This is a genomic window from Methanobrevibacter sp. (assembly GCF_045114555.1).
Classification (GTDB): Archaea; Methanobacteriota; Methanobacteria; order Methanobacteriales; family Methanobacteriaceae; genus Methanobrevibacter.
Genome location: NZ_JBGUKT010000030.1, coordinates 57,795 through 81,549 on the forward strand (window position 1 = coordinate 57,795; position 23,755 = coordinate 81,549).

Consider the following 23,755-nt stretch of genomic DNA (forward strand, 5'->3'; position numbering starts at 1 on the left):
ATTGAATAAAATCTAACTTCTATCTTTTTTTAAATCAAATTTACGAAATAAAATCAATTTAATAACCATAAGGTAAATTTAAATCTCATTTTCATATTTATATCAGAATATAAGTAATATATAAGCTTTTTTATGGAAATAAAACTGTGATATTGCACAAAATCACATTTAGAAAATATATTTAAATTAAAAAAGTTAAATAAGAATTAACTAATCCTTAAAATAAAAAACAGTTATTTTAAAGATAGTTTAGAGAATAAAAGGAGGAGAATAAAGAAAAATGAGGTGTTAACATTAGAAGCAAAATGATTATTTTGGCTTTACTTGTAGTGCTATTTTTTAGCATAAGCAGCATCAGCGCTCAAAGTGTAAATGATTCTGATGATTTGGATGAGAAGATTCTTAAATCATGCTCTTTAAGCAAAAATGCAACTGATAAGAATATTAGCATAAAAGCCAAAGCAAATTCTACAAAGAAAACAAGCAATAATAAAATAAGCACAAGCAAAACAAAAGCGAATACAACAACAATTAATAGGAAAACATTGGCAAAAACATCTACAAGCTTTATGAACCATGTGGAAAAGAATGGAAAATTCCCTAAAGTGAAAATCAGCAATAAGAATTATTCAAATACAGAATACTTGTATCTGATGACGAAGGCTGTTGAAAACAACTCAAATTCAAAGATTGAAATAAAGAGGAATTTAGTTAAAAGATACAATAATACAAATTCAAAATCTGTAAAAGGAACTTTGAACAAGACAGAGTATGTCAAGATAGCCAGCAAAACCAGAAAATTTATCGATAAAAACAAAAGAGCCCCAAATTGGGTTTCATCATCAAAGGGAAACATTCCTTACAATCAATTGATTCTTTCATACAGCAAATGTCTAGATTATTTCAATAAGAACAATAGATTGCCTAACTCAATAAGGCTTGATGATCTGGATTTGGATAAAATAAATTCTAAATTAAATAGGAATAAAACCAAAAACCCCTCAAATGCTAGTGTAAAAATAAAAAAACAAACAGCAAACAAAACAGTGAATAAAACCACAAGTAATATTGTAAAGACCAATACAAATAAAACAAGGAACACAACAACAAATACAGCACCCAATAAAGATGATAAGTCTTCAAAAAATTCCAGTTTAGTTGAAAGGACTCTAAATAGCATCAATAATATTTTAAATAATATTCTCTATAGACTGGATCCCAGCAAATACCAATTGGATCTGACCAAATCTGATGAGGCTAACCTTAAGTTAAATACCAGCAAAATCAATGTTGACATAAATGGAAAATCAACAGTCAATGTCAAGGTTTCTGCTAAAAATGCAACAAAGGCAACAAGTAAGAAATCCACTGCAAGCAAAGCTAAAACAAATAAAACAAAATCTAGCGTTTCAAAGGCTAAAACTAAGACAGTGAATTCGAATAAGGCTTCAATTACTGAATCCTTAATGAAATATCTTTCAAGCAGTAAAAACTGCCAAGTGAAGAATAAATCTATTCAGGATTTGGCCAAAACACTTACATCCAAACTCAAATCAGATTATGAAAAGGGCAAAAAGCTATTCAATTGGGTCCGTGACAACATCCAATACAAAAAATATCGAAACACTCGAAGAGGTGCTGTAAAGACTCTACAAACAAAAAAAGGCAATTGTGTTGACCAAAGCCATTTATTGATTGCATTATCAAGAGCGTCAGGAATTCCTGCAAGATATGTCAAGGGAGGCAATTGCAAGTTTAGCAATGGCTATGTTTCCGGCCACATATGGACTCAAATGTATATAAACAATAAATGGGTGGTTGCAGATACAACAAGCCATAGGAACAGTTTGGGAAAAATAAAAAATTGGAATACAAAAAACTATAAGTTATATGGGCAGTTCAGTTCCATAAACTTTTAGATCTCCTGTTAAAAATATTAATCTTAAGTTTTAATTGATTATTAAGCATAATAATTGATTAAAACTCTTATTTTTTTAATAAAAATTTATTTAAAATAGTTCTGTTAAAATAATTGAAAGTTTTTTTAAAATAATAGAAATAAAAAAAGTTTAAAAAAGCGCCGGGACGGGGATTTGAACCCCGGCGATCTATTGATCATCGGATTAGCAGTCCGACGCCGTACCAGGCTGGGCCATCCCGACTATAAATTAAAAAAAAGTTATAAACTTGTGTATAAAATACAACATTACTATTTTATATTTACTTATTATATAAACTTTTTCTTTTTAAGAATTAGATATTTTTATCTTTAGTCGAATTGATTAAAAATATTAAAAAAAGTCATTTAAGTGGCACATAAAGGAGTGGACATCCTTCATCAAGCATAGTTATCTGAAAAACTAACTCCACCCCGCGGTTCTACAAGCATCAGCTGTAAGCGGTAGAGCTGCTCCTTTCCAGGCCTGACACGTTCCCACAATAAAGCCAATTAAATATTACCCTCCAGTAATATCCCTGACACCATTGATCCTGCAGGACGAGGCTTCGACATCAGCTTCACAGGCCATGATTGGCTCCAAATGCCGCCTCCTTCATTTCGACTGCACCAAAGGAGATTTGTGCTTACAGAGGACTCCTAACCCTCCAGTCTAGCCAATTATAATATATTATATTAATCTTATATAAAGTTTATTAATTAAAAAATATTTCAATTAAAATGGCTTTATTTAAAAAAACAGTAGCATAATGGGAGTCTTATAAAAATTAAAATAAAATTGACACTAAAACAGCGAAAAATAGATTAAAAAAATTGAATTAGAATAATGAAATTGATAAAAATATGATTAATAAAATAGGATTGATAAAATAGAATTAATAAAAATAGAATTAATAAAATAGGATTGATAAAATAGAATTTATAAAAATAGAATTAATTAAAGATAAGAAGAAATAGAAATATAATTAAAATAAGGAAATAAACAAAAAAGAAATTATAAGTATTCTTTTAATATCTTAATAATATCCCCATCTGATATGATACCTACAAGCTCACCATCATCAACAACAGGCAATTGGTTAATAATGCTATCTCCAGGAGCCTTATCAAACATTACAGATACTGCATCTTTAATGGTATCTTCAGAAGACACACATGCAACATCCTTAACCATAGCGGATTTCACTTTGGTACCATATTGATAATTATCTAAAATCAAGTTATGACCTAAGTCTGTAGCAGTTACGATACCAACCATTTTTCCATTGTCAACAACAGGCATTGCACTTATCTTATGCTTCATTAACTTTTCAAAAGCGAAAACAGTTGCTTCTTCACATTCAACTGTTAAAACATCTTTTGTCATTAAATCTTTAACTTTTGTCTTTTCTAACATTATTCAAACCTCCATAAGTTTCAGCGATTGAATTAATTATAAAATCTATAGTTGTTATTCTGTCTATATTTTCAATTACGGGAACTCCTTCCTTATTTCCTTGGTCTTTAATATACATTTGGATTTTTCTAATTGCATCGAAGTTATCCAAATACTTCTGAAGGGACCTATGGGCCCAGCCATCACTGCAACGTGAATAAAGTCTGCTTTTATGCATTTCCTCATCTTCAAGAGACAATACAAACATCAAAACATTATCCTTTTCCATCAAGTCCTTACGGATAAATCCCGGAACTATATGCACTCCCTCAATGATAATGCTTATTCCTTCAGTCAATGCCCTTTCAATAACGGCTTCAACACCAACGCTTACTGTTCCAACATGATCTTTAAAACCTGCCAAAACATAATCGAATTCAGGTGGAGGAGCCACTCTTAAGGCTTCATGAGCAATGAATGAGGATTGATGGATTACAGGGCTTAATTCCTTAGATACAATCTTACGCATTACTTCCCTAATCATATCAGTATTCATCATACTTTCAATACCCAGTTTTCTGGATATCTCATATGATATGGATGAAGTTCCGACACCAGAAACACCACCAATTAAAATGATTAGTGGAGCATCTGTCTTCCGTATCTTTCTCCAATTCAGATAATTCTCAGCAATTAAAGGATCTTCTTCCTCCAATAAATCTACAATTCTTTTAACTATATCTTCGGTGGAAATTGAAAAAATATCATTTTCTATCAAATCTGATTCTATCTTATTAGCTATTTCATAAGCTCTGCTGGGATTTAATTCTGCACGAATAAGAGTTCGTGATAGAATCCCTTTTGAAAAAGGTTCCGTATAGACTTTCCCTTTGAGTTCTCTGCGAACTAGAATCATAAAATCACACCTTAATTGACATAATGCAAAGAATTATAGATTGTCTTTTCTCCATTTAACTATTAATTAACTAATAAATTGAAAAATAAGCCATAAATCATTTAATTTAAAGCCAATACTAAATAAAAGCAAAAATAGTTAAATTTTGAAAATATAGATATGTCTTTAATTATTAATAATATTTACTATTAACATTTTATAAATTTTTATATTTGATTTTTGTATGAAAAATTTGAATTTTAAAAATAGTAAAAAATAGTGAAAAATAATCTAAAATTAAATATAATTTAAAAATAGTGAAAATAGTGAAAAATAGTCTAAAAATAATTAAAGATAATTTAAAAATAGTAAAAAATAGTAAAAAAGTTTAAAATAATAAAAAAAGAAAAAGGAGTAAATTTACTCCAAGGAAACAATTCCTATAGTGTACATAGCGTTTTCATCTACTTCGATTAAAACTGCATGTCCATCTTCAAGTCTTCCAGGGTTTGCAACAGTGGTATTTCCCACCATATCAATGGAACATGCTTCGTGTACATGACCACAGATGTTTATGTTAGGCTGGAATTCATGAATAGGCTTTTTAACACCTTGACTTCCTACATGAGCTCCACTTTCAATGGTATCCGCTTTAGTGTCATATGGAGGTGCATGAGTAAGTAAAATGGTTACTCTAGGAACTTCATCGTTTCCAATATAGTCATATTCAGCTAAAAGCTCATATACATGGCGATAAATCTTGTCATCATCAATTTCTCCAGGAGTGTCGAATGGAGTAGGATTGGATCCTCCATAACCCATGATAACTACATTTTCATAAGCGATCAATTGATCATGCAAACAGAATGCAGGCCTTTCGTCAGGACCGCTTTCCTTAATTGCATTACAGATTCCTGCAGGGTCACAATTACCTGGAATTGCAAATACATCCACATTACATTCTTCAACAATTTCATCGATGAATGGTTTTACAAAACTTAAAGGTTCAAATTCAGTAATGCTGAAATCTGTAATATCTCCAGCAATCAATACTAAAGAAATATCATCATTTTGTTTTAAGTAATTGATTAAGCTTTCACTCTTTTTACCGTGTACATCACTAATTGCTAAAATTTTCATTTTAAAACGTCCTTAAAACTTTAAAATTCAAAAAAATAATTATATCATTTATTATTATAAAAAAATAAATTTAAAAAAAAGAATATTTTTTTATCATTATGTTTATTCAGCGAAAAATGGAGCCATTTCCTTTAAAGCCAATTGGATATTTGATTTTTCACCATACAATGCTATTGTTGAATCGGTGTCAAATTCCATTATAAGTCCATAATATTCAGCTATTTCCTGCACTCTATCCTCTGCAATTGGATTTCTTAAAGTAATCTTTGCATATGATAATCCTGGAGGAACATTTTGAATGAATCTAGATTGGGTATCTGAAATCTTAAAGATCTCTTCTCCCCTATTTGCTCTTTGAAGCTTATCTAACCATTCCTCATAAAAGTCCTTGTCATAACTTTCTGCAATAGATAGCAATACTCCTTGAATTTCATTTAAGGACATATCCGCTTTAGCCATCTCATTAATCATATCTGGATGAGAAGGGTCTTTCTTATAAAACCCAATTTGAGATTTTACCAAACCTAAGTCCTTATTCAATTCCTTTGGAATTGGAATGCCTTTCTTGTGTAACTCAGAAGAAAGGTTAGCGATAACTAACCAGGATTGTTCTATAGGCAATGTACTCATAAATGTCCTTCCAATATTTTTAAGGTAGTAACATTAACTTTTGCGTCTGCTTCTCTTAACTCTCTTTTGATTTCATTAAGATTATTGTATTTGTCTAAAAAGAGAACATGATGACTACCAGTGCCGGTAATGTCTAAAATAGCGATTTCATCATTATCATCAATTTCATCTCTACCTTCAATAGCTGCTTTAAATTGTACATAAGGACCGTATTCTTCAGGAAGGTCTTTAAATTTAAATATTCCGCCTAAAATTGCAATAAACATATTATTTCTCCAAATTCTTAATTTATTAAAATCTTCTAGTGAGACCAGTAATCATACCAGCAAAACTAGTTTAATATTATCCAAATCTCATATAATTTTCATATTATTAAATTATATGAATATATTTTTAGTTATAGTAATTAATATAGTTTATTATTATACTAATAATTTTTATACAATGTAATAATTCAATTTTATTAAATCAGTTTAGTAATATACTAATAATTTTTGATCACATGGGCAAATAAAATTTAAAAAATAGTAGTTTGAATAATTAGTAAAATAATTAAAATAATTAGTAAATATACGAACTAAAAAAATTGTTTAAAAAAAAAGAAAATGATAAGTAGTAATTAAACTACTTATTCTAATTTTTCGAGAACTGGAGTTGCGTCGATTAATTGTGCGTCGAAAGTTAATTCGTCTGCGCTTAATCCCATAGCTAATCCGTATAATTGAGCTAAGTGCATTACAGGGAATGCGAAGTCAGTTCCGTATTTTGCGTTTACTTCAGTTTGACCTACATCGAATTGTAAGTGACAGAATGGACAAACTTCTACAATAGCATCTACACCAGCTTCAGCCATAGCATCGAGTTTTTCTTTGGTGTAACTTAAGGTTACGTCAATATCTCTAGCTCTTAAACCTCCACCTGCACCACAGCACATCATTTTGTTTTTGTAAGGTACAGATTTAGCACCAGTGATTTCTACTAATTCATCTAAGATAGTTGGGTTTTCTGCAGATTCTTCAATACCTACTTCTGCGGTAGGTTTTAAGAAGTGGCATCCGTAGTGTACAGCTACATTAATACCTAAATCTTTGGTGAACATTTCAGATAATTTGTCAAGACCTACGTCATTGTATAAAATTTCCGCCATGTGTCTTACTTTAGTTTCACCTTTGTATTGTTTGTCAGTGGTTTCAGCTAAAATAGCGTTAATTTCTTCTTTTTTAGCTGGGTTTTCTTTTAATAAGTGGTCACATTCACGTAAGGAACCGAAACAACCGTTACATTCGGTCATAATTTCCGCACCCATTTCTTCTGCAATAGCGAGGTTACGTGCTGCAATAGTTGCCCAAGTGGTTTGGTCAAAGGATCCGAATACACCAGGTGCAGGACAACAAGAAGCTCCTTCCATGTCTTTTAATTCAATGTCTAATTTATCGAATAAGATTCTAGTTGCTTTTTCGATACCAGGATAACGGTTGTTCATAATACAACCTAAGAAATATGCAATCTCCATAATAATAACTCCTTCAATATGTTTATTCTAATTCTCCAGTTTCCATGTTGAAACCGATTAATTTATCGAATTCACATGCTGCACAGATTTTTTGTACTTCTTCTAATGCTTCAGGGAAAGCATGTACAGTTGGAGGTAATTCGTCAAGTCCAATAGCTTTTCTTAATTCTTTGGTTTTGTCGTTAATTGGTACACCGTGACCAAATTTAATTACATAGGAACCAGTTGCTTTGTGAGCATCTGCCATGTATCCAGCTTTAGCTGCTTCGTTACGTGCCATTTTGATGATGTCTACGATTTTTACACTTCTAGGACATCTTTCTTGGCAGGTGTAACAGGTGGTACACATCCATAATGCAGGATCAGAAATTACTTCTTCTTTGAGTCCTAATAAACATTTTCTTACAATTTGTCTTACTCTGTAAGGAGTTCTTCTACCAGAAGGACATCCTCCACCACAGGTACCACATTGGAAACAGTGGTCTACAGTTTCAATTCCAGCATCAACGAATTTTTGAGTAAATTCTTTATCAATATCATCCATTGAATATATATCATTTTCTTTTAATAAAGTCATATTATCGCTCTCTTCATTTTCTTCTGAAGCTTCCTCTTCAGGAGCTTCATCTTCTGAAAGTTTATCGTCATTATCTAAAGAAACTTCCTCTTCAGGAACCTCTTCAACTGCTTCTTCAACAGCTTCTTCTTCAACAGGAGCCTCTTCAGCTTCAACTTCTTCTTCAGCTTCAGCTGCTTCTTCTATAGGTACTTCAGCAACTTCTTCTTCAGAAATAGTTTCAGAATCAGATTTTATTTCAATTTCCTCTTCTGAAGATGTCTGTATAGCATCAGCAGCTTCTTCAACAGACTCTGCTTCTTTAGATAAATTCTCTTCTATATCTTTATTTGCCCTACCAATGAGGGATTTAAGAGTATCTAACACAGACATTGAAAAACACACCTAGGACAATCATAGGTTTACCTCACGTCCTTAATTATAATTATATTAGAATAGTATATAAAGGTTTTGAAAAATTTTGAAAGTGTAACCTAAAAGGTTACACTATTTGATAAAGTTTAGGTTAGCCTTAAATTAAAAAAATAATCGATTAAAATAGAGATAAAAAATCAGGAAAATTTAAAAAAAATAGATTTTCATAAAATGAAAGCTATAGAAAATAATGAATTTAAAAATAGAATTTAATTAAAAAATAGATAAAATAAGAAAATTAGAAAAATTAAATGAAATATTAGCTTTTTTAAGATAATAAATCAGCTGAATTATCGGAAAGATTTTTCAAAGTTTTGGAAAATGCAATCATCTCATCACTAGTAAGGTCTCCCCTTATTGCTTCTTTCCATTGATCAAATATGTCAAGTAAAATTTGACAAGCTTCTTTTCCATCTTCTGTCAACAATAATATTTTTTTAGTGTTGTTTTCAGCATCAATAGTTTTAGTGATTAAACCTTTAATCAATAGGTTTTTAGTTGTTTTGCTTATATTAGCTTCAGTCACATGGAACTGCCTTACAAGGTCTATTTGATTAAGGCCCTCATTTGTATAAATTTCCATAAGGATTGGTATTTCACCAATGTTAATATCCAAATTTTCCATGTTTTTTCTAAAAAACAGTTCATAGCTTTTCAATAGGTTCATTAAGTAATTTATGTGTTCTGGAACAATTGTTTCATTTTCATTCATAAAAATCCCCCCTTTAAGGGAATCATTTTGTAGTAAGCATATAATATGTATTAAAGATAATTTATTTTTTAATATATAAAAAGTTTACCCAATTTAAGTTAATTAAGTATTGATTTTAAACATTGCGATAAAAATTTTAAAAATTTTTAAATGTATGTGCAATTGCGAAATAATAAAAAAATCTAAGAAAACTTACAAAAACATTAATTATAAAAAGATATAGATAATTAATTGAATCATTAAAAATTAAGGAATCAAGGATAAAATGAAACAATTTGAGATCAAAAGCCATGACGGACCTGGAAGATATGGGAAACTTGGAGATTTGGAAACTCCAGCAATAATCAACAAGAATGACTTTTCCATAGCTGATGATGAATCCTCAGCTTATGATGTTGAAAAGGAAATAGCACAGTGGAGCGTTAATCAAACCATTGAAAAAGCAAAGCTAGTTGAAGATAAGGAAATAGCTGTCATACAAGGAAGCAAGTACATTGACTTGAGAATCAAATGCCTAAAGGAACTTGAGGAACTTGGATACAATGGATTCATTATAGCAAATGCAGATGATCTCCTTCTTCATCCAAGGGATTTGGTTGACTTGATTGTTGCACTAAGGCAAAACATGAAACCATCCAGTTATCTGATATTCCCATTTGCTGAAGCCCAATTCATCCCACTTCTTGCATATATGGGAGTGGATGCTTTCTTCGATGACATAGGAGAGTATTACAGTTATATCAATGTGCTTATGAGCCCAACCAAGAACTATGATTTAGAAAGCTACAATCTTTATGAAATGAGTAGGGAAGAGCTTGAAGCATACAATAAGACTACAATTGACTTCGTCTTAAGGGAAGTTAGGGAACACATGAAAAACAGCAGCTTGAGAAACCTTGTAGAGGAAAGGTCTGCTACAAGCCCACAGTATGCCTCTGCACTAAGGATACTTGATAAGAATTACTCTGAGTATTTATTGGAGTATACTCAAGTCTATTAAAAATCTATAAAATATGTTAATTAGGTGTCGTTTAAGTTTATTAAAAAAAGTTAAAATAAATTAAAAAAAGAAGATTAATATCTTCTTATTTCTATTTTTAAAAATTATTCTTTTATTTCAAAATCAACTACTTCTTTATTATTACTCACTATTTTTGCAATAGCTTCCTGTGCACTGTTTAGTTTTTCGTCACATTCCTTGACTAAAACCATTGCTTTCTTAAACTCCTCTATTGCATCATCTAAAGAAACTTCACCTGTTTCCAAGTTGTTCACGATTTTTTCCAATTCTGCCAATTTTTCCTCAAAGCTAAAATTTTCCTTTTCTTCTACCATCATATCACCTTTGATTTAATCTTTTTTAATATCAATTCTAAAATTATAAAACTCTTGTATTCACTTTGCCATCCTTGAATTGAAGTTCCACTTCATCATCTTTATTTAAGTCTTTTGCATAAGACACTACCCTTCCATTAGATCTTGCCACTGCATATCCTCTTTGTATGGTCAATAAAGGATTTAAAACCTTTAATTTATCAATATTCCTTGATAAGGTATTGGTTTTCTCATCTAAAATTGATTGGGGATCTCTAAAAACATTAGAACTCTTGACTTTAGATAATCTCATTTGATTTGAATGAATCATTTCTTTTGAAGAAGAGACTAATCTACCTTTAATAAAATCCAAATCCATCACTTTCCTTTCATGAATCATATATGGATTCTTGAATAAAGGCCTATTTTTTATCCTTTCGAATTTATCAAGATTATCATTTAGTTGCTTGGCCATCACATTGTTTGCTCTTGAATTAAAATCATCCACTTTTGAACTTATCTCTCTAATGTCCGGAACAGCAATTTCTGCAGCGGCAGTTGGAGTTGCTGCCCTCTTATCTGCAACATAGTCTGCAATGGTCCAATCGATTTCATGTCCTACCGCACTTATTACAGGAGTTTTACATGCAAGTATTGCCTTTGCAACAATCCTTTCATTAAATGCCCATAAATCCTCTATGCTTCCTCCACCTCTCCCTACAATAAGAGTGTCCAGCTCAAATTCATTGTCAGCAACAAATATTTGCCTTACAATATTGTTCGCTGCCAAATTTCCTTGAACGAGAGATGGGAATAAAATGATTTCGCATAAAGGCCATCTTCTCTTTATTGTTGTTACAATATCCCTAATGGCTGCTCCAGTAGCAGCAGTGACAACCCCTACCTTTTTAGGAAACTTAGGTATTGGCTTTTTCAAATCTTCATCAAAATAGCCCTTGCTTTCCAGTTCCTTCTTTAATTGCTCAAATGCAATATGCAATTCACCTAATCCATCTTCAGTAATCCTTTGAGCGTACAATTGATAGTTTCCACGTGATTTATAAACATCCACATATCCTCTAACCAAAACATTCATGCCGTTTTCAGGTTCAAATTTTAGTCTGGAAGCAGGGCCATAGAACATCACTGCAGGAATCACACTATTCTCATCCTTCAGATTAAAATAGCAATGGCCTGATGAAGCACGCTTAAAACCAGATATCTCTCCCCTTACACAGACATTTTTCAAATTAGGGTCTGAATTGATCAATCTTTTTATATTGTCTGTAAGCTCTGATACTGAAATATATTCCTCTTCCATTACATAACCCCATATTTTAATACAAAGTTTATACATTTGATTGTTTATAAATATTTGCTATCTTATAGTTATTTTTTTAATGTTATAATAAGTTTGTTAAAAATGAAATTATGCTATTTGAAAATAAGTTAAAAATGCTTAAAAAAAGTTAAAAATAGTAAATTATTTATAAAAAGTTAAATGAATTCTAAAAAGAATTCAAATAACAATTTATTCGGCCAAAACTTTTAGGTTTTGTATTTTAAAGGAAATAAATCCTTTTCAATTATAATATTAATTTGATATTATATAAAGTTTTTCTAAAAACTAAAATCAATATTATAATCAAATATGAGAAAGGGATGAAAAAGCCACCTAAGGAAAAATTTTAACCTAAATTTTTTTATAAAGTTCTACAAGGCAATACATCTAAGCTAAGAATAATAAAACTATTTTTAAAATTTCTAAGACGAAATCTAAAACCAGTTTATAGTCCCTTTTAATTGTATCACCCCCTAAAAGTTTTGACCAAATAATTTTTTTAGGTGGCAAAAACCCAAAATTAGATTTATTAGACTTTATTAATAAATATAACAAATTTTAAAGACTTATTTTCTAAAATAAAAGTAATATTAAAGTTATTTAGTAAAATACAGTTTAATAAGAATATTATAGTCAAATTAAAAAAAGTAATTATTTTACAAAAATCTCTAAAAACTCTATGTTTTCCTTATCAATATGATTTTCAATTGATTCTAGAATATTATCAACAGTTCCATCAAAAATAGCATAGGAAAGAGGCATATGCTCATAATCCCAATAGTCAGATCTTTGAATAAAGCTGAGCAAACTTAAGGCTTCAAGCAAATCCAAATCTTTTTCTGAGAGTATTTTCTCCCAATCTGCCTTAAGTTCCACATCATACTTTTCCTTAAGCAGATTCACATATTCATTATAGTCTCCAATAGTCAATTTGTATTTGAATAGGATATTTACAAGAAGGTAATTCAATCCATCCAGATTATAGTCCTTGCTTAAAACTTCCTTCTTGAAGTCATATTCCAAAATGTATTTGTCTTCCAAATCCTTTTCATCTCCTATTTTTTCCAAAAAAGAGACATAGTCGTCATTGTATGAACCATAATACTCTTTAAGATAAGCCCTGAATTTGACTAATTCATTTAACCTCTCTTCCCAAGACCGGTTTTCATCAGGAATCCTTGCAATTTCATTTGCTATCTTGTGAAAATCATTCATTTTATGACCCTAAAACTTAATGTAAACCATTGTAAAAATCATTCATTTTATGACCCTAAAATTTGATGCAAAATAAATGAAATAATAATTAATTAAATTATATAATTTATATCAATTGATTAATTTAATTATGCAATTCTTAGATTTAAACAAAACAATTACTTTTTCCCAATAATTTCTATTATGTAATCCATACTCTTTGATAAATTATCAGTGTTTTCTTCCAATTTATCCAACCTTTTATTGATTAATTCCAAATCCTCATTGTTGGAAGATGCATTTTCCCTGATTTCATCAATTGATACCTTTGTATTATATAAATTGTCCTTAAGGAAATTCATCTTTTTATTGAATTCATCGTTTTCCTGCCTGAATACCTTTTCAGTGAAGACATATGAAAAGCTTGCAGTGAATATTGAAAACATCAGCACACCAGCCACAAGAAGAAGCAGACCAACAAACTTGCCTATAGGGCTTGATGGAATTATGTCCCCATATCCCACGGTAGTTATTGTCTGGAACACATACCATAGAGCATCAAAGATGTCTCCCACATTCGGTTCAAAGTAATATAATGCCAAGGTTGAACCTAGAATTATGACTATGAAAACAGCCATGATCTTATCCAGGTAAGTGGATTCCATAAATCTTTTAAAGAACTTTGAAAATAGCTTTAATAATAGAATCAATCTTAAGGTTCTAACTAGTATAATCATTGGATAAGTGTATAATGTGAGGGATAGGAAAGGCAAAGCCAGTACTCCAAGAGGCAATGATGCGAAAAGATCCAGCCAGTTATTATTAAAGAAAAGCTTTTTATTTCTCTCACGGCGCATTTTCATTATGAAATTGATTATTAAGATAATACAAAGTATTGTGTCAAAGAGCAAAATAAAAGACACATACCGAGTGCTTAAGTTAAATAGGACAGACAATAATATAAGCAAAATGTCTATAATGACCAGTATTGTGAGAGTTGCATCCAGCTTTTCAATATAATTCAAATCTTTCACTTCCTTATTATTATTCTATTTTAAGATAGATAAATAAATTATTGTTTTATGGAATTGAAAGACCAATGAACAAAATATTAATTTTAAATTGAAAAATTGCTGCACAAAATATTGATTTTAAATTGAAAACTCGCTGAACAAAATATTGATTTAAACTAAAATTTCAAAAAACTCCTTGTTTAAATAATTGATATGGGTAATCAATTGCCTTCTTTTCATTTGGAGCAGCTTATGATTATACATCAATGATTCATATCTGTCATTATCATAATCATGCCCCATGTCCTTCTTGCATTGAAGTTTCCAGATTTCCTTGAATTGCCTGCTCATTTGATCTTTGATTCTTTGAAGTTCAAGAGTGGATTCGTTGATTTCTGCAGTTAATTCATCTATTCTTCTCATAAAAAGCCTCCTAAATAAATTAACCCATTTTAAAAAAAGTTAACCATATGTAAATTAAAGTTGGATTTGATTGCTTATAAATGAAAAACAAGAGCATGTGAAAAGTAATTTAAAAAAAGTTTGAATTTGATTTTAATATAATTTAAAAAAATAAAAAAAGAAGTTAATATTTTACAGTTGAAATCATGCGAGCCATGGTTTCATTGTCCTTGCATACAATTATTACATTGTCATTTGTCTTCTCTGGAGAAAAGAATGCAATGTAATTGTTGTCCTTTCTATTGTACCATACGGTATGATTGGACAAGGTGATCTGTTCAGCTCCAAGCTTATATGATTCCTGTGTGTATATGTATTGGGACCCATCCTCTATCAGGTCAAATGTAGATTCATTTCCCATATTGAATGATGTTATCTCGATTCCATTTTGGGAATCATTCACAATATGCATATCTGGACTTACTTGTGTCTTTGTCACATTGTCAGATATTGGAACATCCAATGAAAATGTATCTGTTATGTTTACAGTGTGGTATATTATCTGCTCTTCTCTAGCTTGATTATATGCGCCAACAGCTAGAAGCGCTATTATTATGAGTGAGAGAATTATGATTATTATGTCTTTCCTATCCATTAGCGTTCACCATACCAATATTCATATAAGTCAGCTCCACAAAGAGGACAAACAATTTCAGCACTATCCACAAGTGCTCCACAAAATGGACAATCCTCATCGAAGGAGCTTAAATCAGCTCCACAATGTGGGCAGATCAAGTCTCCATTGTTTACATTTTCACCACAAAATGGACATTTCATTTTATCATCCCCGTATTTTACTTATACATACTTACATATAAAAGTTAGGGATAATAGATTTTATTAAAAATAAAAACAATAGTATAATTAAAGGGAGTGAACTTATGACTAATGAATTGACTTTATCCAAATCCAAAATCAACACATTCATCGAATGTCCTCGTAAATTCAAATATAGGTACATTGATGAGATTACTGAAGAAGCAAATAAATACATGCTCCTTGGAACAGAAGTTCATGAAATAGCTGAAGAAATAGCTATTGAATTAATGGAAGGAAACGAGATTGATGATGTGTTCTTAAACCTTGAATATGATGAGAAACTGGAAGACCATATAAAGGGATTGGAGAAATTCTTCAAGGACATATATTCAAATGGCTATGAGATCTTTAGCGTTGAAGAGTACATTGTTGATGATAAGAGCAATATGAATGGAATCGTTGATATAGTCATAAAGAATAAAGAGAATAATGAACTTATCATATTTGATTACAAGACTGGAAAGCCAAGAAACATAAGCAAGTATAAATTGGAATTGTGTGTTTATAAGATATTGTTGGAATCCAAGTATCCTGATTTAAATGTTGTATCCGCAGGGATTTACTTTACAGGTTCTGCTGCATATAGAATAGCTAATTTTGGTTCTCGTAGTGGGGATTACTTTAAGTCACAGTCAAAAGGGGATATTGATGATGGTGACTTTGATTATGTGGATGCAGTAGTGGATAACCTATATGAGACAATTGATAGGAATTATTATAAGAAAGAAAGAGGATTTTTGTGCAGATATTGCTTTTATAAAGACATGTGCGATGAAGATTTTGGTTAAGATTTAATTAAAATTAAATTTTTTAAAAAAAATGAAAAAAGAATAATTTTCCACTAATTTTCTAATTAGTATTAAATTTAAGCAATTTCAATTGTGTAGATAACATAGTGGAAAACTAGAAATCAAAAATTTAATTAATCATACAACTCCTGAGCGAAATCTTTTGGTTTACAGAAAGTCCTATATGCACATTTTTCACAATTTTTAAGTTTTTCAGGCTCTTTTTCAAATACCTCATCCTTAATCTTATCAGCTACAACAGTCAAATTCTCCTTTTCCTTTTCCATTAAGTCTTCATCAATATCAACTACATGCTGATAATCGCTTTTGACAAAATGAATGATTGCCTTTTTGATATCATACTTTTTATATTCTGGAATTTCCCTAAGGGCTGAAGTGTAAATGTAGGATTGCTTTTCATATCCTCCAATATGATCTTCATCATACTCTGCATATTTATAATCTAAAATCACCACTTCATCATTAGAATCCTTATAAACCAAATCAATTGCACCATTTAGAAGATAATTGTCCCTAAATAGCTCAAAATTAAATTCTGATTCTAAAACTTCCCTATTTATTGAGTATTTGTAATAATAATCTTCAACATTATTTTTAAATTCCTCAAATGCCTCATCATCCTCTTTAATGTCAAACATTGGCTTATAATAATCTATTACGATTTCCTCCAGTTCATTCTTCTCTACAACTTTGCCCTTTAAAAGCTTTAGGTTAAGGTCCTCCATAATCTCATGAAAAACAGTTCCCATATTTGCAGCTTTAGCAGACCCGGTACGTCTAAATCCTAAATTAAAGCTTAGATCAAATTTGAATGGACAGGAAAGATATTGGGTGTATTTTGAGTAATTGAGCACAACAGGTTCTTCAAGACCTTCAAGCTCGTCTGCATATTCCTCTTCATATTCATCTTTTTTCTCAAATTCAACTTGACTTAAACCATCAAGGCTTAAAGGGGTGGTATGCTCCCTAATCCAGTTTACTTGATCTGGGACTTCTCCAATGGTTGACAATATCAACACATCTTTTGCCCTTGTCATCGCAACATAGAGAACCCTATCTTCCTCTTCCTCATTTAACCTATTTTCCTCATCAAGTGTAATGGTTTTATGAACCCACTTACCATTTTTATTTTCTTTTAATATTGTTTTGTATTCTAAACAATCATTTGGAGTGTAATAAGTATCACTTGGGAAGATATAGTCCTTTTCACGATAAGGGTCTTTAGCGATTGGAGGGAATTTTTCCTTTTCAAGTGATGTGATAATAGTTACTGGGAACTCAAGACCTTTAGCTGCATGAATTGTCATTAGTTGAACACCATTTCCTTCCTTGTGATAGGAATCATAATCCCCAATGGTTCTCCTTAAGAAGAATAGCGCTCCTCTAAAATCAGTCTCGTAAATAAAAGACTCATAATTAGATATTGTTTGAGTCAATAAGGCAAGATTTGCAATCTCTTTATAAGAAAGTTCAATATCATAAAGATTGCTTAATGCAAGCAATTTATAAAACGCCTTTAAGATTGTTAGGGGTTCTTTCTTTTCTTCACTTTCATCATCAGAACCAACTAATGATTCCAATTCACTTTCATCATTTGAATTTATCTCATCTCTAATGATTTCCAATTGCCTGAAGAATTCCTTATCAGTTGGGTCAGTGATTTCTTCAATGGCCACAATAGGCATTTGAAGATTTTCAAATATTTCATAGAGCGTATCTTGGTCTCGTCTTTTTTTTATATTATGAATTACACCTTTTTTCCCTGCAACAGCAAATTCCTTATCAAGAACATCATTATAATAGGCATCCTGCAAGTTGCAAAGATACTCTTTAGTTGAATCATCGAGTGAGAAAAGTGATGTTTCAAAGTATTCTCCACAGAATGCCTTAAGGTTTAACTCTTTTAATTCATCCTTTGATGGAATGTGCCCAACATCAATGTTTCTGGCAATATACCATAGCAAAGTCATGATTGACTTTACCTCAGCTTGGTTGGATAAGTCACTTTGACCTTTAATTGAAAAGCTTATGCCTCCCTCATTGAATCTTTCAACCAAATCAGCAATGGTTTTGTCACTATGCTTCCTATATAAAACTGCAATATCTGATTCTTTAACACCATTATCGATTAAAGTGCTAATGATTTGATAAACTTTGGAAGCCTCTTCTTCACTGTTTTCACTTCCGACTAAAAAATTAGGATTGTTATATGGTTTACCATTGCTCACCATTTCTTTTTCAGAAGTTTCCTTTCTTTGAGGGTCTATGAATGCTTCTGTTAGCTTAACAATATTCTCAGTAGAACGGAAATTAACATCCAAAGGTATTGGTTTAAGACCTTCCAACCTTATTAATTCATCAAAGAAATCATTGAAAGAGCTTCTGAATGCATAGATATGCTGGTCAACATCCCCCACTGCTGTAAAGTAATCGCAAGTTTTTCTCAATTCCTGAAAGATTCTGAATTGTAGAGGATCTGTATCTTGAAACTCATCAACAAAAATTGTTTTAAATGGAGTTTTAGGATCTTCCTCAAGTTCTTTCAATGCTTTTTTCTGCAAGGTATCATAATCAACATAATGATATTCATCCAATAGCTCCAAATATGTAGGATATGCCTCAATAATTTTTAAGAACCTTGCATTATACCAGGATTTGCCGAATAATCTTGTATCATCAAATTCTTCAGGATTCTTCTTTCTTTCATTTTTAAGTGGCTTGTCATAATCGTCAATGCGCTTTTTTGAAAAATAATCCATTGATTGGACGAAATCAATGTACTCTTGAGTAATCACTCTTGAATCTGAAACAGCATTAAATAATTTTTGACTATCAACATTAAAGCAGGTATATTCACCGAATTTTTTCAAAACATCTGAAATCTGATAATCAAGGATAGTGGAATAACCTTTAAAACCAAGCTTTCCCTTAAATTTTTGAATAAACAATGACTTTCTTTCAGAAGTATCGTCATCAATCAAGGTCAATGAGGAGTAATATTCCTTATTTCTGCAATGGTTCTTTAGATACTCAAGGCAGAATGAATGAATTGTGGAAATCTGCATTTTCAAGACATCTTCACTTGAAAGCTCTTTCCTCAACTTATATTTTAAATTATCTGCAGCCTTGTTTGTAAAAGTGATAACTAAAAAAGATTCGGGCTTAACTCCTTCATTATTGATTAAATGTTTTATTCTCTCAACAATAACAGTTGTCTTACCGGAACCCGGTCCTGCTTCAACCAATAAAGTTCCCTTACCATATTCAATTACATCTTTTTGATTTCCGACAAATTCCATATGATTTTCCCCTTAACGTTATAATTAAGATTATGTAATGGTTTTTTATAAAGTTTATTATTTGAATTCCCACACGGAATCTCGTGAAAACAATGAAAAGGAACAAGAATATGAAAAATTAGATATGTAATAATCAATTATAATTTTTAAAAAATAAAAATAATGATTTAAAATTAATATAATTAATAAAAAATAATAAATTATAGTTATTAGTAAAAAATAAGTAAAATTAATTATTTTTTAATAAAAATAATTAATTTAATAAATTTAAAAAATTATAAAAATTAAAAAAAATCAATTTTGTAATAATTTATGGAAAACTTTATATATAACATATTACAAAATTATGATTACAAAATGTAAAGGGAATTTTTAAAAAAAACATAGCCACCATATAAAAAATTATTCACCATACATCGAAATAACCACTACCATATATTATAATAATTTTTTTTAATGAAGCTCAGTGTTTTTAAAAAGAGATTTTATACTCTTCACTCCTTTTACATGAAAATTTCTTAATAAACAAACGAAGGAGCTGTTAAAATGGTTGATTTTATAAATTTAGAAATTAACAAAAAAGAAATCATCTACGACGGTAAAGTTAAAATGACCTACGGAGGCCAAGGAATCATTCGTTTCAAGGATAAGATGCTTGGAAAACGCGTATATGTAATATTTCCTATGTATCGCAAAAACACTGAAGATGGTGTTATCGTAGCAGTAGATGAAATATTGAATAAGGGAATTCATCCTGAAAACGATCATTCAAGCGGAATACCATTAGGTCAGAAATATGTTGGCCGCAAATGCATTGCCATATTGCAAGAAGGTTAATTTTATTAAACTTTTTTTAAACTAATTAGCATACAATCGAGGTGATATGATGCAAGCTGGTGATTATGCAGTTTTACCAACATGCATTAGAGATGAGAATTGCTTAATAAATTTTCTTAAAAAGAATGGTTTCAAATATGAAAAGTATTTTGAAAATGATTCATTGGGCCGAGACTATCTGATTGTAATTAATGTCATTCATCGAATTTACTTCAGAATTGACAAATACTATTTGCCATCCGCACAGAAACTTTCTGAAAAAGAGTTTTTGGATAAAATCAATTATGGCCAATACGCCATTCACAAAGAATTATATTCAGATAATGATGAATTGATTTATGAAGGATATACTGTACTTGAAAAACCTTATGGGCTTGGAACAGCTTACTACTCAAATGGCAACAAATACAGAGAAGGGGTGTTTGGTAGAAAAGGATTGCTTGAAGGAAAGGAATTTTATTCAAATGGACAGCTTAAATTTGAAGGAACTATGTTTGCAAACAGTGGCTATGGGCCTAATTTTCCTAATATAGGCAATTTATATAATGAAGAGGGAAAATTGATTTTTTCAGGTAAATTTGAATGGAAAAAAGGAGGAGTTGGATATCCTATGATGAAGTATCCAAGGTACAGATTTGAAGAGAAAGATAGGCCTGAAATCCAATATCTTTAATTTCTTTTGAAATTGGAAAATTCTAATACTAATAACAAATATAAATAGATATGTAAAAATAGGAGTGATATGATGCATGATTTGACAAATATTCAAAAAACATTTAATGAGATTATATTGAGCAGACTTAGCGAAAAAGTCTTAAAAGCAAATAATATTCATGAAAATGAGGAATTGATAAGGGAAGAACTATTTGAGATGAAAGAAATAATTGAAATTCCATTCGGATCAATCATATACTTCTTAGCTCTTGAGGATGAAAAACCAGTACTATATGTTGAAATGGCTTCAAGAATGGGCTCAGATGACCTTTATGTAATTAAGGAAGATTCATATGATTGCTATGATATTTATGACGGATATCCTTCTGAAATAGAGGACAAGTACTTTGCTCACTTGAAAAATATTAAAAAGAGCAAATCAAGATTTGATAAATTTAAAAAACGAAACGGGGGAGAATAATATGGATTGCATTAAAGAAGGGATAATTGGAGCGATTGTAGGAGATGCACTTGGACTGGCTGTGCAATTTGAACCAAGGGAATACCGTGACAGAGACCCTGTAACTGATATGAGAGGACATGGGGTATTTGACAAACCAGCAGGAAGCTGGACAGATGACTCTTCATTAATTCTTGCAACAATCGATGGACTGAACAAATGCTTGGAAAATAAAAAGGAAAAGGATTCAATCTTAAATGAGATTATCGATTATGAAATAATCATGAAAAACTTCTCTAAATGGCTTAATGAAGGGGAATTCACACCATATGGCTATGCCTATGACATAGGTGGTGCCACCATGGATGGAATCCAAAGATATGATAACGGCACTGAGCCAATATTATCTGGAGGAATAGGTGAAGGGGACAATGGAAACGGATCACTCATGAGAATATTGCCAATAGCATTCTTCATCCATTATCTTTCTCAAAAATACTCATTTGATGAAGATGAGAAGATGACTGCTATCCATAACTTGTCTTCACTTACCCATAGGCATAGAAGAACCCAGTTATGCTGTGGAATCTATGTGAACATTGCTCTTGAATTCATAGAAGACTATGAAAATGAGTGCAATTTAGGTTTAGAGGAATTGATAGCAAATGGAATAAACAAGTCAAAGGAATACTATTTCAACAATGATGACTTCAAAGGGGAATTGCATCATTTTGATAGAGTATTCTCTTTAAATATTCAGAATCTTCCAAGAGATGAGATCAAAAGTGGAGGATATTGCATATCTTCTCTTGAAGCATCCATTTGGTGTTTATTGAATAATGAAAACTATAAGGACACTTTGCTTCAGGCAGTAAATCTTGGATATGATACTGATACCACCGCCTGTATTGTCGGAGGATTGGCTGGAATTTACTATGGCTATGAGGACATTCCTAATGATTGGATAAATCAATTGGCTAAATTAGATTATATTGAAGAATTAGTTAAAGATTTTCATTTGGCATTAAGTGAAAATCATTAAAACTTTTAAAAAGGGGTGATATGATGCATGATTTGAAAAAGCTAGAGAAAAAGTTTCATGAATTCCTAAAGGATGGCATAAACGAAAAAGAATTTGATATAAATGGAATTGAAATAACTGAAGAACTGTTAGAAGAGCAGGAAGCATTTCACATACACTTCGGATACTTATCCTATTTTTTAGTCATTGAAGATGAAAAGCCGATATTGTATGTCCATGTATCGACAAGAATGGATACTGACTTAATCTGCTTTGTAGATGAAGACGGATATAAATGTTATGATGTATTTATGGGCAATAATAGAGACATAAGTAAAAGATATTCCAGTCATTTAAAAAATGTTAAAAGATATTCAGATATGAAAGATATACACTTTTAGAAAAAAATAGCTTGTAAAAGAGAAAAAGAGGAAGATAAAAAGAAAAATATCATTGATGTTTCTTATGAGAAAACTCAAGAAACTCAATTCTATTCTCTTTTTTGCAGAATGAATAATATAACCTGAATGAATCTGCAACATAAACTTCTTGCTGACCTTTGCGGTTAGAAGACAAATGCTTGCCCACATCAGGATTTTGAAAGATTTGTTTAATCTTCTTCAATAATTGAGATAAAACGCTTTTATCCAATTTCTTTAGAGATTTGAAGAAATCTTTTCTATATATCCATTCCATTAATGATTCGCCTAAAATCTCTTGAAGCACAGCATTAAGCTGACTTTCATTTCTAATTTTATTAGGGCAAGATGCATAGATCTTGATAATCACCTAACAAACTACAAGACTTTAAGTCTTTCTTCCTCCTAAAATATCGCTTAGGCAGTATATGCCTTTATCTAATTCAACCACTCTGTACTTTTTACCAGTTTTTGTGTTTAAAAAAGACATGATTAACTCCGATATTTCTGTGGTTTTAAAACCACAAATATACTCTATTTTTGACATATATAAAAAAGTTTCTAATTTTAAAAAAAGTATTTACTATGATATCTATTTTTAAACTTTCAAAATTATCTAAAAAAATGAAACTTAAAAATACTCATTTAAAATCATATTTCATATCAAAAGTATAAAAATAATTAATTGAAAGTTAAATTTAATGAAATAGGTATAGAAATTATGATAAAAATATTGGCTCTTTATCTACATATATGAAATTGGAAATTAATATTTAAGATAAAGTATTAAAATTATTGAATTATCACTAAATATTTTTAATACTTTATGTTGTAAGTTATTAAAATATTAATCAATATTTTAATTATTATCGATACTTTTATATACTACGAAAACAAAT

The 23,755-nt window shown here is 30.5% G+C and carries 26 protein-coding genes, 1 tRNA gene and 1 other RNA gene; 8 read left to right on the forward strand and 20 right to left on the reverse strand.

Annotated features, from left to right (window positions below):
- Positions 1–314: 314 nt before the first annotated feature.
- Positions 315–1,919, forward strand: a complete 1,605-nt coding sequence (locus ACJMLB_RS07320; protein WP_296855518.1) for a transglutaminase domain-containing protein — start codon at positions 315–317, stop codon at positions 1,917–1,919.
- Between the two features lie 159 nt (positions 1,920–2,078).
- Here ACJMLB_RS07320 and ACJMLB_RS07325 read toward each other — a convergent pair.
- The 10 genes from ACJMLB_RS07325 to ACJMLB_RS07370 all read right to left on the reverse strand — a co-directional run bounded on the left by ACJMLB_RS07325 (position 2,079) and on the right by ACJMLB_RS07370 (position 9,213).
- Positions 2,079–2,162: transfer RNA gene (locus ACJMLB_RS07325), tRNA-Ser, on the reverse strand.
- Between the two features lie 144 nt (positions 2,163–2,306).
- An RNA gene (gene ffs, locus ACJMLB_RS07330) (signal recognition particle sRNA) lies at positions 2,307–2,620 on the reverse strand.
- Between the two features lie 331 nt (positions 2,621–2,951).
- Positions 2,952–3,353, reverse strand: coding sequence for a CBS domain-containing protein (locus ACJMLB_RS07335; protein ID WP_405324850.1), 402 nt, complete (start codon positions 3,351–3,353; stop codon positions 2,952–2,954).
- Positions 3,331–4,248: a 2-phosphoglycerate kinase gene (locus ACJMLB_RS07340; protein ID WP_405324852.1), complete on the reverse strand. Its 918-nt coding sequence runs from the start codon at positions 4,246–4,248 to the stop codon at positions 3,331–3,333. The genes ACJMLB_RS07335 and ACJMLB_RS07340 overlap by 23 nt, the downstream gene beginning before the upstream one ends.
- A 399-nt stretch (positions 4,249–4,647) precedes the next feature.
- Entirely contained in the window at positions 4,648–5,367 is a 720-nt protein-coding gene (locus tag ACJMLB_RS07345; RefSeq protein WP_405324854.1) for a metallophosphoesterase, read from the reverse strand.
- A gap of 102 nt (positions 5,368–5,469) precedes the next feature.
- Complete coding sequence (locus ACJMLB_RS07350; protein WP_405324856.1) at positions 5,470–5,997, reverse strand: DUF2096 domain-containing protein; 528 nt, start codon at positions 5,995–5,997, stop codon at positions 5,470–5,472.
- On the reverse strand, positions 5,994–6,263 hold the full coding sequence (locus ACJMLB_RS07355; protein WP_292787875.1) for a DUF749 domain-containing protein: 270 nt from the start codon (positions 6,261–6,263) through the stop codon (positions 5,994–5,996). The genes ACJMLB_RS07350 and ACJMLB_RS07355 overlap by 4 nt, the downstream gene beginning before the upstream one ends.
- Positions 6,264–6,625: 362 nt before the next feature.
- The gene (hdrB, locus tag ACJMLB_RS07360; RefSeq protein ID WP_405324858.1) at positions 6,626–7,510 is read right to left on the reverse strand and encodes a CoB--CoM heterodisulfide reductase subunit B; all 885 of its coding nucleotides are present in this window, start codon (positions 7,508–7,510) and stop codon (positions 6,626–6,628) included.
- 22 nt (positions 7,511–7,532) lie between these two features.
- A complete protein-coding gene (hdrC, locus tag ACJMLB_RS07365; RefSeq protein ID WP_405324860.1) occupies positions 7,533–8,459 on the reverse strand; it encodes a CoB--CoM heterodisulfide reductase subunit C in 927 nt (308 codons plus the stop codon).
- Positions 8,460–8,769: 310 nt separating this feature from the next.
- Positions 8,770–9,213, reverse strand: a complete 444-nt coding sequence (locus ACJMLB_RS07370; protein WP_405324862.1) for a MarR family winged helix-turn-helix transcriptional regulator — start codon at positions 9,211–9,213, stop codon at positions 8,770–8,772.
- 265 nt (positions 9,214–9,478) lie between these two features.
- Here ACJMLB_RS07370 and ACJMLB_RS07375 point away from each other — a divergent pair, with 265 nt between their 5' ends.
- A complete protein-coding gene (locus ACJMLB_RS07375; RefSeq protein WP_295604821.1) occupies positions 9,479–10,213 on the forward strand; it encodes an archaeosine tRNA-ribosyltransferase in 735 nt (244 codons plus the stop codon).
- A gap of 104 nt (positions 10,214–10,317) precedes the next feature.
- On the opposite strand, the gene xseB is transcribed toward ACJMLB_RS07375, so the two are convergent.
- The 7 genes from xseB to ACJMLB_RS07410 form a co-directional block, all read right to left on the reverse strand.
- The gene (xseB, locus tag ACJMLB_RS07380) at positions 10,318–10,548 is read right to left on the reverse strand and encodes an exodeoxyribonuclease VII small subunit (protein WP_405324864.1); all 231 of its coding nucleotides are present in this window, start codon (positions 10,546–10,548) and stop codon (positions 10,318–10,320) included.
- Between the two features lie 43 nt (positions 10,549–10,591).
- On the reverse strand, positions 10,592–11,848 hold the full coding sequence (xseA, locus tag ACJMLB_RS07385; protein WP_405324866.1) for an exodeoxyribonuclease VII large subunit: 1,257 nt from the start codon (positions 11,846–11,848) through the stop codon (positions 10,592–10,594).
- A gap of 672 nt (positions 11,849–12,520) precedes the next feature.
- On the reverse strand, positions 12,521–13,084 hold the full coding sequence (locus ACJMLB_RS07390; protein WP_405324868.1) for a hypothetical protein: 564 nt from the start codon (positions 13,082–13,084) through the stop codon (positions 12,521–12,523).
- A 158-nt stretch (positions 13,085–13,242) separates the two neighbouring features.
- Positions 13,243–14,088, reverse strand: a complete 846-nt coding sequence (locus ACJMLB_RS07395; protein WP_405324870.1) for a potassium channel family protein — start codon at positions 14,086–14,088, stop codon at positions 13,243–13,245.
- Between the two features lie 159 nt (positions 14,089–14,247).
- The gene (locus tag ACJMLB_RS07400) at positions 14,248–14,499 is read right to left on the reverse strand and encodes a hypothetical protein (protein ID WP_405324872.1); all 252 of its coding nucleotides are present in this window, start codon (positions 14,497–14,499) and stop codon (positions 14,248–14,250) included.
- A 163-nt stretch (positions 14,500–14,662) separates the two neighbouring features.
- Positions 14,663–15,133: a hypothetical protein gene (locus tag ACJMLB_RS07405; protein ID WP_405324874.1), complete on the reverse strand. Its 471-nt coding sequence runs from the start codon at positions 15,131–15,133 to the stop codon at positions 14,663–14,665.
- Positions 15,133–15,315, reverse strand: coding sequence for a zinc ribbon domain-containing protein (locus ACJMLB_RS07410; RefSeq protein ID WP_405324876.1), 183 nt, complete (start codon positions 15,313–15,315; stop codon positions 15,133–15,135). The genes ACJMLB_RS07405 and ACJMLB_RS07410 overlap by 1 nt, the downstream gene beginning before the upstream one ends.
- A 104-nt stretch (positions 15,316–15,419) precedes the next feature.
- Between ACJMLB_RS07410 and ACJMLB_RS07415 the strand changes: the two genes are divergently transcribed.
- The gene (locus tag ACJMLB_RS07415) at positions 15,420–16,145 is read left to right on the forward strand and encodes a RecB family exonuclease (RefSeq protein WP_405324878.1); all 726 of its coding nucleotides are present in this window, start codon (positions 15,420–15,422) and stop codon (positions 16,143–16,145) included.
- Between the two features lie 134 nt (positions 16,146–16,279).
- Here ACJMLB_RS07415 and ACJMLB_RS07420 read toward each other — a convergent pair whose 3' ends face one another.
- Positions 16,280–19,465 carry an ATP-dependent DNA helicase gene (locus ACJMLB_RS07420; RefSeq protein WP_405324880.1) on the reverse strand — a complete coding sequence of 1,062 codons (3,186 nt, stop codon included), beginning with the start codon at positions 19,463–19,465 and terminating at the stop codon, positions 16,280–16,282.
- A 546-nt stretch (positions 19,466–20,011) separates the two neighbouring features.
- Between ACJMLB_RS07420 and ACJMLB_RS07425 the strand changes: the two genes are divergently transcribed.
- From ACJMLB_RS07425 to ACJMLB_RS07445, 5 genes are all read left to right on the forward strand, one after another.
- Positions 20,012–20,302, forward strand: a complete 291-nt coding sequence (locus tag ACJMLB_RS07425) for a hypothetical protein (RefSeq protein WP_405324882.1) — start codon at positions 20,012–20,014, stop codon at positions 20,300–20,302.
- A gap of 49 nt (positions 20,303–20,351) precedes the next feature.
- Positions 20,352–20,975: a hypothetical protein gene (locus ACJMLB_RS07430; RefSeq protein ID WP_405324884.1), complete on the forward strand. Its 624-nt coding sequence runs from the start codon at positions 20,352–20,354 to the stop codon at positions 20,973–20,975.
- Positions 20,976–21,092: 117 nt separating this feature from the next.
- Complete coding sequence (locus ACJMLB_RS07435; protein ID WP_405324886.1) at positions 21,093–21,437, forward strand: hypothetical protein; 345 nt, start codon at positions 21,093–21,095, stop codon at positions 21,435–21,437.
- A 1-nt stretch (position 21,438) separates the two neighbouring features.
- Entirely contained in the window at positions 21,439–22,458 is a 1,020-nt protein-coding gene (locus tag ACJMLB_RS07440) for an ADP-ribosylglycohydrolase family protein (protein WP_405324888.1), read from the forward strand.
- 23 nt (positions 22,459–22,481) lie between these two features.
- On the forward strand, positions 22,482–22,838 hold the full coding sequence (locus tag ACJMLB_RS07445; RefSeq protein WP_405324890.1) for a hypothetical protein: 357 nt from the start codon (positions 22,482–22,484) through the stop codon (positions 22,836–22,838).
- Between the two features lie 49 nt (positions 22,839–22,887).
- Here ACJMLB_RS07445 and ACJMLB_RS07450 read toward each other — a convergent pair whose 3' ends face one another.
- A complete protein-coding gene (locus tag ACJMLB_RS07450; protein WP_295606923.1) occupies positions 22,888–23,226 on the reverse strand; it encodes a type II toxin-antitoxin system RelE/ParE family toxin in 339 nt (112 codons plus the stop codon).
- A gap of 18 nt (positions 23,227–23,244) precedes the next feature.
- Positions 23,245–23,403 (reverse strand): hypothetical protein, encoded by a 159-nt coding sequence (locus tag ACJMLB_RS07455; protein WP_405324892.1) that lies wholly within the window; start codon positions 23,401–23,403, stop codon positions 23,245–23,247.
- Positions 23,404–23,755: the final 352 nt, after the last annotated feature.